The organism is Mesorhizobium sp. M0207, from assembly GCF_040321995.1.
Classification (GTDB): Bacteria; Pseudomonadota; Alphaproteobacteria; order Rhizobiales; family Rhizobiaceae; genus Mesorhizobium.
On sequence record NZ_JAMYSQ010000001.1, the window covers coordinates 251,423 to 267,447 of the forward strand.

The window sequence follows — 16,025 nt, forward strand, 5'->3', positions numbered from 1 at the left end:
CAACCATCGGGCAGAACGACAAATGAGTGCGCATCCTATCCTGCAAGCCCACACCGACGGCGACGCGATCGATCGGCTGGTGGCGTCTCACCGGCCCGGCCACGGCCTGGTGCGTGCCTTCTATCATGAGCCGGCGATCTTCGAGCGTGACATGGAACGTGTCTTTCGCCGCCACTGGCATTGCCTGGCCCATGCCAGCGTTATCCCGAACCCCGGCGATTTCGAGCTGTTCAAACTGGGCGACGAGGCGGTCATCCTGACGCGCGGCATGGATGGCACGGTGCATGCCATGCTCAATGTCTGCCGCCACCGCGGCGCCGAGGTCTGCACCAAGGAGAAGGGCAACGCGAAGATGTTCGTGTGTCCCTACCACGCCTGGACCTATTCCAATGACGGGTCGTTGCGCGCTGCCCGCCTGATGCCGAAGGATTTCGACCGCACGGCGCACGGGCTGAAGAAGCTTCATGTCCGCGTTGCCTCCGGGCTGGTTTTCATTTCCTTCGCGGAGACGCCGCTCGATTTCGATCCAATCGAACAGTCGCTGCGCACAAGCTGCGGCCAGTATGGCTGGGGCGACGCCAAGGTGGCGTATCGCCAGTCCTATCCGCTCGACGCCAACTGGAAGCTCGCCGTCGAGAACTATGTCGAATGCTACCATTGCGGGCCGGCGCATCCGGAATATTCGCAGACGCATGCGCTGGAAAAGCCGGCCGAGATGATCGAGCAGCTCAACGCGGCGATGGAGCAGCGCACCTGCGCGCTTGGCATCGAGATCGGCAGCGCCAACCGCTGGCAGAACTCGGCGGCCGGTCAGGAAGCAATCCATACCTTCCGCTATGCGCTCTATGATGGCGTTTCGAGCGGCAGCCAGGATGGCTCGCCGGTGGCCCCGCTGATGGGCCGCTTCACCGACTATGACGGTGGCGTCACCTCCATCCATCTCGGCGGCACGACCTTCCTCGTGTGCTATCCCGATCACGGCATGATCTACCGCTTCATCCCGAAAACCGCGGGCACCTGCGAGATGGAGCTGATCTGGCTGGTGCGCGGCGACGCGGTCGAGGGCCAGGACTACGATCTGGAGAAGCTGACCTGGCTGTGGAAGGTCACCACCCAAGAGGACAAGAAGATCATCGAGCACACAGCGCGTGGCGTGCGCTCGCACTATTTCGTGCCGGGGCCGATCGCGCCGATGGAATACAACGAACTGCGCTACATCGGCTGGTATCTTGAGGAGATCAGCCGGGCTTGATCGACTCGGCTGCCGCGGGAGGATCCGGCAGATCTTGCCTGTCGCGTCATTCCGCGCTGAGCCCGTATCGGTCGACGACTTCGGCGTTGATCAGCTTGGCATGCAGCGTCATCAGCACGATCTGTGCGTCGAAGCTGTCGCCGGCCTCAAGTGCCGCCTCGATGCGGCGCTCGGCTTCCAGCGTCCGTTGATGGCCATTGGCTTGCTCGAAGGTTTCGGGACCCGCGATGCAATAGCTGCACAATTGTGCCACCGACGCATAGATGCCCGGCGGCGGCTCGTCGGGCCAGTGATCCTTCATCAGATTGACGATCGTGAGTTTTACCCCCTCCGGCACAAGGGCGGGATGCAGATCGGCGCCGCGCAATGCATCGTCGAGCTGCCTCAAGTCGCCCGAGCGACCGAACATTCCAAGGAAGCCGAGGGAAGAACGCCGTTGCGCCATAATGGTCCAACCGTTCCCAACCAGTTAGGTGGTTCACAAGCGGAATACAAAGGCAGCGGCATCCAAGCGTCGCGTTTAAGTAGATTCAGGCGATGCGCTTCAAGTCCTTGCAGGCATCAGCTACTTACCGCCAGCAACAAGACACCGGCCAGCGCCGATCCGGCAAGCGTCGGCAGCATACCGATCTTCAGCTTCAGAATGGCGATCATCGAGGCACAGGAAAGCAGCGCCGCGCGCCAGTCTATCGATGAAAGCACCGGCACGTCCATTCCAAGCCCGACATTGCGCACTTCGCCGAAGATGACGTGCAAGCCGAACCATAGAGCGAGATTCATGATGACGCCGACGACGGCGGCGGTGATCGCACCGAGCGCCGCCGACAGCGCCTTGTTGCCGCGCAGCGCTTCGATGTAAGGCGCGCCAAGGAATATCCATAGGAAACATGGGGTAAACGTCGCCCACAGCGTGAACAGCCCGCCAAACAGTCCGGCAACCAGCGGCGCCAGCAAGCCCGGCTGGCGGAACGCGGCAACGAAGCCGACGAACTGCAAGACCAGGATGAGCGGACCCGGCGTGGTTTCGGCAAGTCCAAGGCCGTCGACCATTTCACCGGGTGCCAGCCAGCCGAAGTACTCGACCGCTGCCTGCGCGACATAGGCAAGGGCTGCGTAGGCGCCGCCGAAGGTGACGACCGCCATGACACTGAAGAAGCCACCGATTTGCGTCCAGACGCTGGCAGGGCCGGTGAAAGCCCAGACCAGCAGAACAGGCCCCAGCCAGATCGGCAGCCAGATCGCCAAAGTGCGCGGCGCGTGCCATCGTGTCGGCCTGACGTGGGTCAGTTCGCCGCGCTCGAACATCAGATCGACCACGCCCTTTATGTCGGGAACATCGCCCTTGCCATGCGAGGCGCCGGAAAAAAATGCCGGCGCACTACGGTTGCCGATCCAGCCTGCCAGCCCGGCAAGCAGCACGATCAGCGGAAACGGCACGTTCAACGCGTAGATGGCGATGAAGGCAGCGAGTGCGATCGACACCATGACCGGGTTTTTCAGCGCGCGTTTGCCGATCCGGATCACCGCCTCGATGACAATGGCGAGCACGGTCGCCTTGACCCCGAAAAACAGCGCCGAGACGAGTGGTACATCGCCATAGAGCGCATAAAGGCTGCTCAGGACGAGCATGACAAGCGCGCCCGGCACGACGAAGAGAATGCCGGCAACAAGGCCGCCGGCCGTTTTGTGCAGCAACCAGCCGATATAGATGGCGAGCTGCTGGGCCTCAGGGCCAGGCAGCAGCATGCAGTAGTTCAACGCATGCAGGAAGCGCTGTTCGCCGATCCAGCGCCGTTCCTCGACCAGTTCCTTGTGCATGAGCGCGATCTGCCCGGCCGGGCCGCCAAAGCTGAGCACGCCGATTTTTGCCCAGACCTTCACGGCCTGCCGGAAGCTCGGCACAGCGGGCTCCTGAATCTCCGCCGGCTTTTTCGATAGGACGGCGCTCACGATGGCTTGCCCGCGCTGACTGTGCCGGCGGCCGGCCAGTTATGCGTCTCCTCGGTGGCATCGCGGCACCAGCGGAAGAACATATCATAGAGCAGCATGCCGGCCTCGAGCTGCTCCAGATCGTTGCGAAACATCCGTGACAGGCCAAGCGAGGCGGCCAGGAACCCGGCCGCCTGTGGAACAAGATCGAGGCTCGCAGTATCGGCAGCGCGTATGATCGTGGCCAAGCGATCGAGTGCTTCGGATTTAAGCCCGAACTCCTCGATCATGGTGTCGAAGGTGCAGCGTTCGCCGCGATGGCTCCAGAACACGTTCTCAATGTCGAAAGGCACGGCCTGAAAGCGATCGGCGACGGCCGACACTTCGGCCGGCTCGACGAAGAGAAAGACCGCGTGAGGATCGATGAAGCGCCGAATCAGCCAGGGGCAGGCGATGCGGTCGACCTTCGGGCGCGTACGCGTCACCCAAACGGTGCGGCCCTTGTCATCGCGGGGCGGTATCTTGCGGGCGTCAACGAGAAGCCCCTTGGCGTCGCGCCAGTCTTCAAACCCGCCGTCGAGCGATTCGGCGGCAATGCCCTCGTGGCGCAGCCATGCGGCCACGCCTTGCGAGAGCTTTTTTCCCTGTTCGCAGACGACTGTCACTTGCCAGCCGGCGAAGTCGGCAGCCCAGTTCGAGACAGTCCTGAAATCACGCCGATCCGACCCCGGCAGCAGTCGCGGGTCGGCGTTGTAGTCATCGTCGATGCGGACATCGATGATCGCGGGTGCACCCGGCAGACCAATCAGACGGGATAGTTGCGGTACGGTGATGGTTGTTGTCGACGGCATGGCGTCCACCTCCTGGAAAGAGAAGCTTGGACGCGAACATTGGGCTGACGCCTCACGGGGTCGTCGCGATTAACCCCTTGCGATGATCGTGGATTTGTCGCGCTCGCTTGTCAAGCATTGCCGTTCTCGCGGGAGCAATCGCTGTTGACAAATGACCGCGTCCAACCCTGTGCCGGGCATTTCTGCCCATTAGCGGCAGGCTATCGCAGGTGGAAAGCCGAGGCTTTCGCTCTGCGATGTGACCCCACCCCTACCCCTCCTGGCGCTGACCTCGGCAAATTGCCTGCACCGGCGGCTGGCTCATGCGACGGACCCTGGTCAGTGATTGTCCCTCGGCACCCCGCTTGTATGAGCCACATCCTGGTATTTTACCGCCGGCTTCAGCACCATGCCTTCGGAAAACTGGTCGACCATGCCGCGCTGGATCTCCTGCCACGGCGTCTGGTGCTTGGGATAGTGATAGCCGCCATTGTTCTGCAGTTCGGTGCGCCGCCGCGTGATCTCGTCGTCGCTGACGAGGATATCGGCGGTGCCCTTGCGCAGATCGACGCGGACGCGGTCACCGGTCTTCAGCAGCGCCAGCCCGCCGCCGATGGCGGCTTCCGGCGAGGCGTTGAGGATCGAGGGCGAACCCGACGTGCCCGACTGGCGGCCGTCGCCGATACAGGCCAGCGCGTGGATGCCCTTTTTGATCAGATAGGCCGGCGGCTGCATGTTGACGACTTCGGCGCCGCCCGGATAGCCGATCGGGCCGGCGCCGCGCATGAACAGGATGGTGTGCTCGTCGATGCCTTGTGCCGGATCGTCGATGCGGGCGTGGTAATCCTCGGGCCCGTCGAACACCATGGCGTTGCCCTCGAAGGCTTCGGGGTCCTTCGGGTTCGACAGATAGCGCTCGCGGAACTCGGGCGAGATGCCGCTGGTCTTCATGATCGCCGAATCGAACAGATTGCCCTTGAGACTGATGAAGCCGGCATTGGCTTTCAGCGGCTCGGCAACCGTGCGGATGACGTCGAGGTTCTCGTTGACGGCGCCCCTGCAATTGTCACCGATGGTCTTGCCATTAGCTGTCATGGCTTCCGGATAGGGCAGCAGGCCGCCCTTCATCAGTTCGGCGACCACGGCCGGCACGCCGCCGGCATGGTGATAGTCCTCGCCGAGATATTCGCCCGTCGGCTGCAGATTGACGATGAGCGGTATGTTGAGGCCGACCTTCTGCCAATCGTCATTGTCGAGCGGCACGCCGAGATGGCGGGCGATGGCGTTGAGGTGGATCGGCGCGTTGGTCGAGCCGCCGATCGCCGAGTTGACGACGATGGCGTTCTCGAAGGCCTTACGGGTCATAATGTCGGACGGCTTCAGATCCTCATGCACCATGTCGACGATGCGCTTTCCGGTCTCGTAGGCGATCTGGCCGCGCTCGCGATAGGGGGCGGGGATAGCGGCCGAGCCCGGCAATTGCATGCCGAGCGCCTCGGCCAGCGAATTCATCGTGGTGGCGGTACCCATCGTGTTGCAATAGCCGGTCGACGGCGCCGAGGAGGCAACGATATCCATGAACTCGTCATAGCCAATCTCGCCGGCCGACAGGCGCTGGCGCGATTCCCAGACGATGGTGCCGGAGCCGGTGCGCTTGCCCTTGTGCCAGCCGTTGAGCATCGGGCCGACCGAAAGCGCGATAGCCGGAATGTTGACGGTGGCCGCGGCCATCAGCATGGCTGGCGTCGTCTTGTCGCAGCCGATGGTGAGCACTACGCCGTCGAGCGGATAGCCGTAGAGCACCTCTACCAGGCTGAGATAGGCAAGGTTGCGGTCAAGTGCAGCAGTCGGCCGCTTGCCGGTCTCCTGGATCGGGTGGCAAGGGAACTCGAAAGGGATGCCACCCATCGAGACGATGCCTTCGCGCACGCGCTTGGCCAGTTCGATGTGATGGCGGTTGCAGGGCGACAGGTCCGAGCCGGTCTGGGCGATGCCGATCAGCGGCTTGCCGGACATCAGTTCGGCCCGCGTCAGCCCGTAATTCAGGTAGCGCTCCAGATAGAGTGCCGTCATGCCCGGATTGTCGGGATTGTCGAACCACTCCTGCGAGCGAAATTTCTTCTTGTGGGTGGGGGCGCCTGCCATCGTGGTCTCCGTATTTGTATGACAAATCGATATGACAACGCGCGGGAGCAGGCAAGGGGCACGCGCCATCCGAATCCGCTCTTTGGTACGAAAGACATACATCTGCCTCCGCGCCAGACGGGATCGTGGTTTGTCAGCCCGCTATCCCGGAGAGTTGGAGCGCGTCGCCGCGGACCCTACCTGACCCTTCCGGCCACCCTCCCCCTCAAGGGGCCCACTTGGGGAGGGACATCCGCATCACTCGAACACGATGCTCGGCACTGCAGCCTCGGCCGCGCCGCGCTCTTCATTGACGCGGTCCCAGACCTTGGCGGCGATGTCGCGATAGATTTTCGCCTCAGCGCCATCCGGCTTGGAGACCACCACCGGCGTGCCGGCATCGGAGCTTTCGCGGATGCCCATCTCGAGCGGCACTTCGCCAAGGAAGGTGACGCCGAGACGCTCGGCCTCGCGGCGGGCGCCGCCATGGCCGAAGATGTCGTAGCGTTTTCCCGTATCGGGGGCGAGAAAATAGCTCATGTTTTCGACGATACCCAATAGCGGCACGTCGACCTTTCTGAACATGTTGAGGCCTTTGCGCGCATCGATCAGGGCCAGGTCCTGTGGCGTCGAGACGATGACGGCGCCGGCCAGCGGCACCTGTTGGGCCATGGTCAGCTGGGCGTCACCGGTGCCGGGCGGCATGTCGACGACGAGCACATCAAGCGGTCCCCATTCGACCTCGCGCAGCATCTGCGTCAATGCCGACATCACCATCGGCCCGCGCCAGATCATCGGCGTCTCCTCATCGACGAGGAAGCCCATCGACATGACCTTGAGGCCATAATTCTGCATCGGCTTCAGGATCTTGCCGTCGACGGTCTGCGGCCTGCCACGAATGTTGAGCAGACGCGGCATGGAAGGGCCATAAATGTCGGCATCGAGCACCCCGACCCGCAGCCCGTTGGCGGCAAGCCCAAGGGCGATATTGACGGCGGTGGTCGACTTGCCGACGCCGCCCTTGCCGGAAGCGACGGCGATGATCGCTTCGATGCCGGGTACGCCGCGCTTGCCCTGGCTGTGCGAGGCGGGCGCCTGCGGCGTGGGACGCGCAGGTGCGGCCGGCGGAGCGGGCCTCTGAGCCGGTCTTTGCGGAACCGGCGCCTCCATGCCGCCGCCCTTCTTTTCCGCCGTCAGCGCGACCACGGCGCCGGCAACACCGGGGATCGCCTTGACGACACGTTCGGCCGCCGCACGCAGCGGTTCCATCTCCTGGGCACGGGCAGCGGGAACGGTTATCGAAAAGAACACCTTGGCATCGGCAATGAAAATCTCGGAAACCAGGCCGAGGTCGACGATATTGCCGGTGAAATCCGGCCCATTGACCGTCTTCAGGCGCTCGATAACGATTTCCTTGGTCACGTTTTCATTGGCGGCGGGCATGAGTTTTTCCTCTACTTTTCCGCTCCAGATAATGCAGTTCCGGAACAGAACCAAGCGATGGACCACCAATTGCAGCGGCGTATCGGGGAGGCAGCGAGCATATGACGGCATTTCCAGTGGGAGCAGCCGTCGCCAAATCGTCAGCGCAGCCTATTTCATGAGCATGGAATGACAGCCAGGGAAGGAGACGAATCATGCTCGCAAACAGCAACGCGACGGCCAATCTCGCCGTGAAGGACCTGGCCAAGGCCAGGGCATTCTACGAAGGGGTCCTTGGCCTGAAAGAGGTGCACAATGAAGGTGGCGAACTGATCGTCTATAAAAGCGGCGACACCAGCATCAACGTCTACCGTTCGAACTTCGCTGGGACCAACAAGGCGACGGCTGTGACATGGACGGTCGGCGACGAACTCGGCAAGATCGTTGAGGCATTGAAATCGAAGGGCGTGACCTTCGAGCATCACGACATGCCCGGGCTGACGCTTGAGGGTGACATCCATGTCGGTCACGGCATGAAGGTCGCATGGTTCAGGGATCCGGACGGCAACATCCTGAATCTTGTGGACCGGTAGTCGCCGCGCCAGAGGCGGCTCCAGGCGCCATGATGCTCACATCACCTTGCCAGACCGACCGCGAAGTAGGTGAGAGCCGCGATCGCCGCGGTTGCCGGCAAGGTGACGATCCATGCGACCACGATGTTGCCGGCAATGCCCCAGCGAACGGCGGAGACGCGGCGGGCGGCGCCGACGCCGATGATAGCGCCGGTGATCGTGTGCGTGGTCGATACCGGAATACCGAGCCAGGTGGCGGCGAACAGGGTGATCGCTCCGCCGGTCTCGGCGCAGAAACCCTGCATCGGGTTCAGCCGGGTGATCTTCGAGCCCATGGTGTGGACGATGCGCCAGCCGCCGAGCAACGTGCCCAGCGCCAGCGCCGACTGACAGGTGATGACGACCCACAGCGGCACGTAAAAATTCGCGCCGAGCATGCCTTGCGAATAGAGCAGCACGGCGATGATGCCCATGGTCTTCTGCGCGTCGTTGCCGCCATGGCCGAGCGAATAGAGCGAGGCGGAAAAGAACTGCATGACGCGGAAGGTGCTGTCGACGGCGAACGGCGTCTGCCGCACGAACAGCCACGAGACCGCGAGGATCAAGACAAGCGCCAGCAGAAAGCCTGCCGCCGGCGACAGCACGATGGCCGCCGTCGTCTTGCCCAACCCGGCCCAGACGATGGCACCGGTGCCTGCCTTGGCAACGCCGGCGCCGACCAAACCGCCGATCAGAGCGTGCGAGCTACTGGACGGGATTCCGACGAGCCAGGTGACGACATTCCAGACGATGGCGCCGACAAGTGCTGCGAAGATTACTGCCGGCGTGACGATGCTGGCGTCGATGATGCCGGTTCCGAGCGTCTCCGCTACGTGAAGACCGAAGAACATGAAGGCGATGAAATTGAAGAAGGCCGCCCAGAACACCGCATAGTGCGGCCGCAGCACCCGGGTGGAGACGATGGTGGCGATGGAGTTGGCGGCATCGTGCAGGCCGTTGAGGAAATCGAAGAACAGCGCGACGACGACAAGGCCGACCAGCACGGGAATGGCTATTGCGGCTTCTGACACTATACGTTCTCGATGACGATGCCGCTGATTTCGTTGGCGACGTCCTCGAAGCGATCGACCACCTTTTCCAGCTGGCCGTAAATCTCGCTGCCGATCAGATAGGCCATCGGATCGCTGCGGCCGTGCCGCTTGAACAGGTCCTTCAGGCCCTGCTCGTGCAGGTCGTCGGCCCGGCCTTCGGCGCGCATGACCTCCTCGGCGATGGCGTTGAGGCGCACCGTATGCGCCCCGACCTTGCCGAGCAGCGGGATCGCCTCGGCCACCAACTTGGCGGCCTCGACGATGACACCTCCCATTTCCTGCATCAGCGGGTCGAATTCCTTCTTCTCGAACAGCCTTACCGTCTTGACGGTTTTGTGCATCATATCGATGGCATCATCCATCGACTGGATCAGGTCCTTGATGTCGCCGCGGTCGAAGGGCGTGATGAAGGAGCGGCGCACGGCCAGCAGCACTTCCGCGGTGATCTGATCGGCTTCGTTCTCGAGATCGATGATCGTCTGACACCAGCGGTCGATGTCGTTGCCCTGCAAAAGCTGCTGCAGTGCCTCGGCGCCACCGACCACGGTGCGGGAATGCCGCTCGAACAGGTCGAAGAAGCGATCTTCGCGCGGCAAAAGCTTGCGGAACCAGCCCAGCATGTTCGGTACTCCCGTCGTGTCCAGTCCACGACCCCGTCTCATCCACATAGCGCCGCATTCCATCGCCGGAAACAGTAAGCCGGCTGAAAGATGTGGATGCGGACGATTTACACACGCGGCTTGCGGCCGAAGACGATTTCCACGACGTTGCGCGCTACAATCGGACACAGCGTCCGTGACAGGCTCCCGACGGCATGATCGATAAGCTGGAATTCTTCATAGCACTTGCCAGGGAAGAACATTTCGGCCGGGCGGCGGAGGTGTGCGGCGTCACCCAACCGACGCTTTCGGCCGGCATCAAGCAGCTGGAAGGCCAGCTCGGCGTGATGCTGGTGCTGCGCGGCTCGCGCTTCCAGGGATTGACGCCGGAAGGCAAGCAGGTGTTGGTGTGGGCGCGCCGCATCGTCGGCGATAGCAGGACCATGCGCGAGGAGATGCGGGCGGCGCGCCACGGCCTGTCGGGGCGCATCCGCATCGCCGCGATCCCGACGGCGCTGGCCATGGTGGCGCGACTGACGACGCCGTTTCGGGCAAAGCATCCCGGCGTCACCTTCTCGGTGCTGTCGCGCACCTCGATCGAGGTGCTATCGCTGCTCGGCAATTTCGACATCGACGCCGGCATCACCTATCTCGACAACGAGCCGCTCGGACGCGTCACTAGCGTGCCGCTCTATGACGAGCGCTATCAGCTGATCACCGCGGTCGGGAACCCCTATTTCGACCGCGACAAAGTGACATGGGCGGAACTCAGCCAGCTGCCGCTCTGCCTGCTGACGCCGGACATGCAGAACCGCCGCATCATCGACCAGCATCTGGCCGAAGCCGGCGTGCAGGTGCGGCCGACATTGGAATCCAACTCGATGATCGTGCTGTTTTCGCATATCCGCACCGGCAAATGGTCGTCGATCATGCCGCTTAACCTTGCGGAAACCTTCGGTTTTTCCGAGCCGATCCGGGCGATCCCGATCGTCGAGCCGGATGCCAGCCACACGGTCGGGCTGGTGGCGGCGCGGCGCGAACCGCACACGCCGCTGGTCTCGGCGCTGTTGGACGAGGCAATGGCGCTGGCGGACGATTTCCACGGCCGCCGCTAGGCTAGACAATGCTGGTGAACGCGAACGATAGAAAATTTCTATCGAGCAACGGATCGGCTTTATTGATTTAGCGGGTTTCCTCTGATTTCCTAACCACTTAGCGGAATACCGCCACGACCAGGGAGGGCGCTGCATGACGATGCAGCTAGCAAGTACCGAGATCGCATCGCGCACGGCGGCGATCATCCACGAGCTGAAAGGCCTCGAAGGCCCGCTGTTGCCGATCCTGCACGGCATACAGGAAGAGTTCGGTTATGTGCCGCAGGACGCACTGCCGATCATCGCCGAGGTGCTGAACATCTCCAGGGCCGAGGTTCATGGCGTCGTCACCTTCTATCACGATTACCGCAGCCAGCCCGCCGGCCGCCATGTGCTGAAGCTCTGCCAGGCGGAAGCCTGCCAGTCGTTGGGCTCGGATGCGATTGCCGCCAAGCTCAAATCATTGCTGGGCATCGGTTTCCACGAGACAACCCGCGACGGTTCGGTGACACTGGAGCCGGTCTATTGCCTCGGCCTTTGCGCCTGCTCGCCGTCGGCAATGCTGGACGGGGAGGTGATCGGGCGGCTCGACGACGAAAAGCTCAACGAGATCGTTGCCGAGGTGCGCTCATGATCCCGCGTATCTATATTCCCGGCGATTCCGGCGCGCTGGCGCTCGGTGCGGAAAAGGTTGCCAAGGCGGTTCGTGCGGAATTGGCCGAGCGCGGCATCGAGGCCAAGATCGTGCGCAACGGCTCGCGCGGCGCCTATTTCCTCGAGCCTATGGTCGAGGTTGCGACAGCCACTGGCCGCGTCGCCTACGGGCCGGTGAAGCCATCCGACGTCAAAAGCCTGTTCGACTGCGGCTTCCTCACCGGGGGCCACCACAAGCGCTGGCTGGGCGCACCGGACAAGATCCCGTTCCTAGCAAGGCAGACACGGCTGACCTTTGCGCGCTGCGGCGTCACCGATCCGCTGTCGCTCGACCACTACAAGGCGCATGGCGGGCTGAAGGGCCTGCAGAATGCAGTGGCGATGACGCCGGCCGAGGTCGTCAAGCAGGTGACCGAGTCCGGGCTGCGCGGTCGCGGCGGCGCCGGCTTCCCGACCGGCATCAAATGGAAAACTGTGCTCGATACGTCGGCCGACCGCAAATACATCGTCTGCAATGCCGATGAAGGCGATTCCGGCACGTTCGCCGACCGCATGATCATGGAAGGCGACCCCTTCGTGCTGATCGAAGGCATGGCGATCGCCGGCATCGCCACCGGCGCGACCAAGGGCTTCATCTATATCCGCTCGGAATATCCGCATGCGGTGGCGGTGATGCAGAAGGCCGTCGAGATCGCCCGCAAGGCCGGCGTGCTCGGCGTCAATGTGCTCGGCTCGGCCAATTCATTCGACATGGAAGTGCGGGTCGGCGCCGGCGCCTATGTCTGCGGCGAGGAGACCGCGCTGCTCGACAGCCTCGAAGGCAAGCGCGGGCAGGTGCGGGCCAAGCCGCCGCTGCCGGCGCACAAGGGCCTGTTCGGCAAGCCGACGGTGATCAACAACGTCATCTCGCTGGCCTCGGTGCCGGTGATCATGGACAAGGGCGCTGCCTTCTACAAGGATTTCGGCATGGGCCGTTCACGCGGCACCATCCCGATCCAGATTGCCGGCAACGTCAAGTATCCCGGTCTCTACGAGGCGGCGTTCGGCATGACGCTGGGCGAGATCGTCGACGATATCGGCGGCGGCACGGCGACGGGACGCCCGGTCAAAGCGGTGCAGGTGGGTGGCCCGCTCGGCGCCTACTTCCCGCGCGCGCTGTTCGACACGCCGTTCGACTACGAAGCGTTTGCCGCCAAGGACGGGCTGATCGGCCATGCCGGCATCGTCGTTTTCGACGACAGCGCCGACATGCTGAAGCAGGCACGCTTTGCCATGGAATTCTGCGCCATCGAGAGCTGCGGCAAGTGCACGCCGTGCCGCATCGGCTCGACTCGCGGTGTCGAGGTGCTGGACAGGCTCGCCCAGAACGTCGAACCCGAAAAGCAGATCGCGCTGGTCACCGACCTTTGCAACACAATGAAGTTCGGCTCGCTTTGCGCTCTCGGCGGCTTCACCCCATATCCAGTGATGAGTGCACTCAACCATTTCCCGGACGACTTTCGGCCGACGCCGGTCGCCGAAGCAGCGGAATAGGAGCGGACAGCCATGAACGCGGCATTCGACATCAAATCGCTGGTCCAGGAAATCGACTACGGCACACCTGCCTCTGAAGCCGAGCAGCAAGTGACGCTGACGGTCGACGGCAAGTCGATAACAGTGCCGGCGGGGACCTCGATCATGCGCGCATCGATGGAAGCCGGCGTCGAAATCCCGAAACTCTGCGCCACCGACATGCTGGACTCGTTCGGCTCCTGCCGGGTCTGCCTCGTCGAGATCGACGGGCGCGGCGGCACGCCGGCTTCATGCACTACGCCGGTCGGCGAAGGCATGGTCGTGCATACGCAGACCGATCGGCTGAACGCCATTCGCCGCGGCGTGATGGAACTCTACGTCTCCGACCACCCGGCGGCGTGGGGCGAGAAGGCCGGCACCGGCGCCAGCGAGTTCGACAAGGTCGTCACGACGGTCGGCCTGACCGAGAACCGCTATGGCGTGGACGGCCGCAACCACGTCAAGCAGCAAAACGGCGTGGCGCCCGGCCATGGCTCGCTGACCATCGATTACATCGCCCGCGACGAATCGAACCCGTATTTCACCTATGATCCGACGCAGTGCATCGTCTGCTCGCGCTGCGTGCGCGCCTGCGAGGAGGTGCAGGGCACGTTCGCGCTGACCATCGAGGGCCGCGGCTTCGAATCCAGGGTCTCGGCCGGCATGCACGAGGCGTTCGTCGATTCCGAATGCGTGTCGTGCGGGGCCTGCGTGCAGGCCTGCCCGACCGATGCGCTGAGGGAAAAGACCGTGCTGGCGAAAGGCCTACCCGAGCGCTCGACCGTCACCACCTGCGCCTATTGCGGCGTCGGCTGCTCGTTCAAGGCCGAGGTCAAGGGCGACGAGGTCATCCGCATGATGCCCTACAAGGCAGGCAAGGCCAACCACGGCCACTCCTGCGTCAAGGGCCGCTTCGCCTATGGCTATGCGACGCACAAGGACCGGATCCTGAAGCCAATGATCCGCGAGAAGGTCAGTGATCCCTGGCGCGAAGTGTCGTGGGAAGAGGCGCTCACCCATACCGCCAACGAATTCCGCCGCATCCAGTACCAGTACGGCCGCACCTCGATCGGCGGCATCACCTCGTCGCGCTGCACCAACGAGGAGACCTACCTCGTCCAGAAGCTGGTCCGGCAGGGCTTCCGCAACAACAATGTCGATACCTGCGCCCGTGTCTGCCATTCGCCGACCGGCTATGGCCTCGGCCAGACCTTCGGCACCTCCGCCGGCACGCAGGACTTCGATTCGATCGAGCAGACGGACGTGATCCTGCTGATCGGCGCCAATCCGACCGATGCGCATCCGGTGTTCGCCTCGCGCATGAAGAAGCGCATGCGCGAGGGCGCCAAGCTGATCGTGCTCGATCCGCGCCGCACCGACATCGTGCGCTCGGCCCACGTCGAGGCGCAGTTCCATCTGCCGCTGAAGCCGGGCACCAACGTCGCCATGCTGACCGCACTTGCCCATGTCATCGTCACCGAGGGCCTGTTCGACGAGGCCTTCATCCGCGAGCGCTGCGACTGGGACGAGTTCCAGGACTGGGCATCGTTCGTGGCGCTGCCGGAAAACAGCCCGGAAGTGGTCGGCCAGCTTGCAAATGTCGATCCCGACGACATACGCGGCGCGGCGCGGCTCTATGCTCGCGGCGGCAACGGCGCGATCTATTACGGCCTCGGCGTGACCGAGCACAGCCAGGGCTCGACCACCGTCATCGCCATTGCCAACCTCGCCATGGCGACCGGCAATATCGGCCGGCCGGGCGTCGGCGTGAACCCGCTGCGCGGCCAGAACAATGTGCAGGGCTCCTGCGACATGGGCTCGTTCCCGCACGAGCTTCCCGGCTATCGCCACATTTCAGGCGACGCGGTGCGCGCCATCTATGAGAGCCTGTGGGGCGTCAAGCTCGACGACGAGCCCGGCCTGCGCATCCCCAATATGCTGGATGCGGCCGTCGACGGCTCGTTCAAGGGGCTCTATGTGCAGGGCGAGGACATCCTGCAGTCGGACCCCGACACCAAGCATGTCGCCGCCGGTCTCGCCGCGATGGAATGCGTCGTCGTGCACGACCTCTTCCTCAACGAGACGGCCAACTACGCGCATGTGTTCCTGCCCGGCTCGACGTTCCTCGAGAAGGACGGCACCTTCACCAATGCCGAGCGCCGCATCAACATGGTGCGCAAGGTAATGGAGCCGAAATGCGGCTATGCCGACTGGGAAGCGACGCAGGAGCTCGCCAAGGCGCTCGGCCTCGGCTGGAACTACACGCATCCGTCCCAGATCATGGACGAGATCGCCAAGACAACACCAAGTTTCGCCTGCGTTTCCTTCGACCTTCTCGACCGGGTGGGCTCGGTGCAGTGGCCCTGCAACGAGAAGTCGCCGGAAGGCACGCCGATCATGCATATCGGCGGCTTCGTGCGCGGCAAGGGCAAGTTCATCCGCACCGAATATGTCGCGACCGACGAAAGGACCGGACCGCGCTTCCCGCTGCTGCTGACCACCGGCCGCATCCTGTCGCAATACAATGTCGGCGCGCAGACCCGGCGCACCGACAACGTGGTCTGGCATAGCGAGGACCGGCTGGAGATCCATCCGCACGATGCCGAAAATCGCGGCCTGCGCGATGGCGACTGGGTGCGGCTGACCAGCCGCTCGGGCGAGACGACGCTGCGCGCGCTGATCACCGAGCGGGTGTCGCCGGGCGTCGTCTATACGACCTTCCACCATCCCGACACCCAGGCTAACGTCATCACCACCGACTTCTCCGACTGGGCGACCAACTGCCCGGAATACAAGGTGACCGCGGTGCAGGTGGGTGCATCCAACGGCCCGTCGGAATGGCAGCGCGACTATGACGAGCAGGCAAAGCAAAGCCGCCGCATCGCGAAGTTGGAAGCGGCGGAGTAG

General features: G+C 63.5%; 13 protein-coding genes. 6 read left to right on the forward strand and 7 right to left on the reverse strand.

The window, feature by feature from the left end; all coding sequences use genetic code 11:
- Window positions 1-22 precede the first annotated feature (22 nt).
- Window positions 23-1,252, forward strand: a complete 1,230-nt coding sequence (locus NKJ15_RS01185) for an aromatic ring-hydroxylating oxygenase subunit alpha (RefSeq protein ID WP_352813761.1) — start codon at window positions 23-25, stop codon at window positions 1,250-1,252.
- Window positions 1,253-1,298: 46 nt separating this feature from the next.
- Here NKJ15_RS01185 and NKJ15_RS01190 read toward each other — a convergent pair whose 3' ends face one another.
- The 5 genes from NKJ15_RS01190 to NKJ15_RS01210 form a co-directional block, all read right to left on the reverse strand.
- Window positions 1,299-1,697: a hypothetical protein gene (locus NKJ15_RS01190; RefSeq protein WP_352469996.1), complete on the reverse strand. Its 399-nt coding sequence runs from the start codon at window positions 1,695-1,697 to the stop codon at window positions 1,299-1,301.
- 116 nt (window positions 1,698-1,813) lie between these two features.
- Complete coding sequence (gene chrA, locus NKJ15_RS01195) at window positions 1,814-3,202, reverse strand: chromate efflux transporter (protein WP_352813763.1); 1,389 nt, start codon at window positions 3,200-3,202, stop codon at window positions 1,814-1,816.
- A complete protein-coding gene (locus NKJ15_RS01200; RefSeq protein WP_352813765.1) occupies window positions 3,199-4,032 on the reverse strand; it encodes a chromate resistance protein ChrB domain-containing protein in 834 nt (277 codons plus the stop codon). Before NKJ15_RS01200 ends, chrA begins: the two co-directional genes overlap by 4 nt.
- Window positions 4,033-4,350: 318 nt before the next feature.
- A complete protein-coding gene (locus tag NKJ15_RS01205) occupies window positions 4,351-6,156 on the reverse strand; it encodes an IlvD/Edd family dehydratase (protein ID WP_352813767.1) in 1,806 nt (601 codons plus the stop codon).
- Between the two features lie 237 nt (window positions 6,157-6,393).
- Window positions 6,394-7,578, reverse strand: a complete 1,185-nt coding sequence (locus NKJ15_RS01210) for an Mrp/NBP35 family ATP-binding protein (protein ID WP_352469992.1) — start codon at window positions 7,576-7,578, stop codon at window positions 6,394-6,396.
- A gap of 194 nt (window positions 7,579-7,772) precedes the next feature.
- Between NKJ15_RS01210 and NKJ15_RS01215 the strand changes: the two genes are divergently transcribed.
- The gene (locus NKJ15_RS01215) at window positions 7,773-8,150 is read left to right on the forward strand and encodes a VOC family protein (RefSeq protein ID WP_352813769.1); all 378 of its coding nucleotides are present in this window, start codon (window positions 7,773-7,775) and stop codon (window positions 8,148-8,150) included.
- 41 nt (window positions 8,151-8,191) lie between these two features.
- Here NKJ15_RS01215 and NKJ15_RS01220 read toward each other — a convergent pair whose 3' ends face one another.
- Window positions 8,192-9,199, reverse strand: a complete 1,008-nt coding sequence (locus NKJ15_RS01220) for an inorganic phosphate transporter (RefSeq protein WP_352813771.1) — start codon at window positions 9,197-9,199, stop codon at window positions 8,192-8,194.
- Window positions 9,199-9,840, reverse strand: coding sequence for a DUF47 family protein (locus NKJ15_RS01225; RefSeq protein ID WP_352613837.1), 642 nt, complete (start codon window positions 9,838-9,840; stop codon window positions 9,199-9,201). The genes NKJ15_RS01220 and NKJ15_RS01225 overlap by 1 nt, the downstream gene beginning before the upstream one ends.
- A 194-nt stretch (window positions 9,841-10,034) precedes the next feature.
- Between NKJ15_RS01225 and NKJ15_RS01230 the strand changes: the two genes are divergently transcribed.
- The 4 genes from NKJ15_RS01230 to fdhF all read left to right on the forward strand — a co-directional run bounded on the left by NKJ15_RS01230 (window position 10,035) and on the right by fdhF (window position 16,025).
- Window positions 10,035-10,934, forward strand: coding sequence for a LysR family transcriptional regulator (locus NKJ15_RS01230; RefSeq protein WP_352470186.1), 900 nt, complete (start codon window positions 10,035-10,037; stop codon window positions 10,932-10,934).
- A gap of 133 nt (window positions 10,935-11,067) precedes the next feature.
- Window positions 11,068-11,547 carry a formate dehydrogenase subunit gamma gene (locus NKJ15_RS01235; RefSeq protein ID WP_352813773.1) on the forward strand — a complete coding sequence of 160 codons (480 nt, stop codon included), beginning with the start codon at window positions 11,068-11,070 and terminating at the stop codon, window positions 11,545-11,547.
- The gene (locus NKJ15_RS01240) at window positions 11,544-13,100 is read left to right on the forward strand and encodes a formate dehydrogenase beta subunit (protein ID WP_352613835.1); all 1,557 of its coding nucleotides are present in this window, start codon (window positions 11,544-11,546) and stop codon (window positions 13,098-13,100) included. The genes NKJ15_RS01235 and NKJ15_RS01240 overlap by 4 nt, the downstream gene beginning before the upstream one ends.
- Before the next feature lie 12 nt (window positions 13,101-13,112).
- The gene (fdhF, locus tag NKJ15_RS01245) at window positions 13,113-16,025 is read left to right on the forward strand and encodes a formate dehydrogenase subunit alpha (protein ID WP_352813775.1); all 2,913 of its coding nucleotides are present in this window, start codon (window positions 13,113-13,115) and stop codon (window positions 16,023-16,025) included.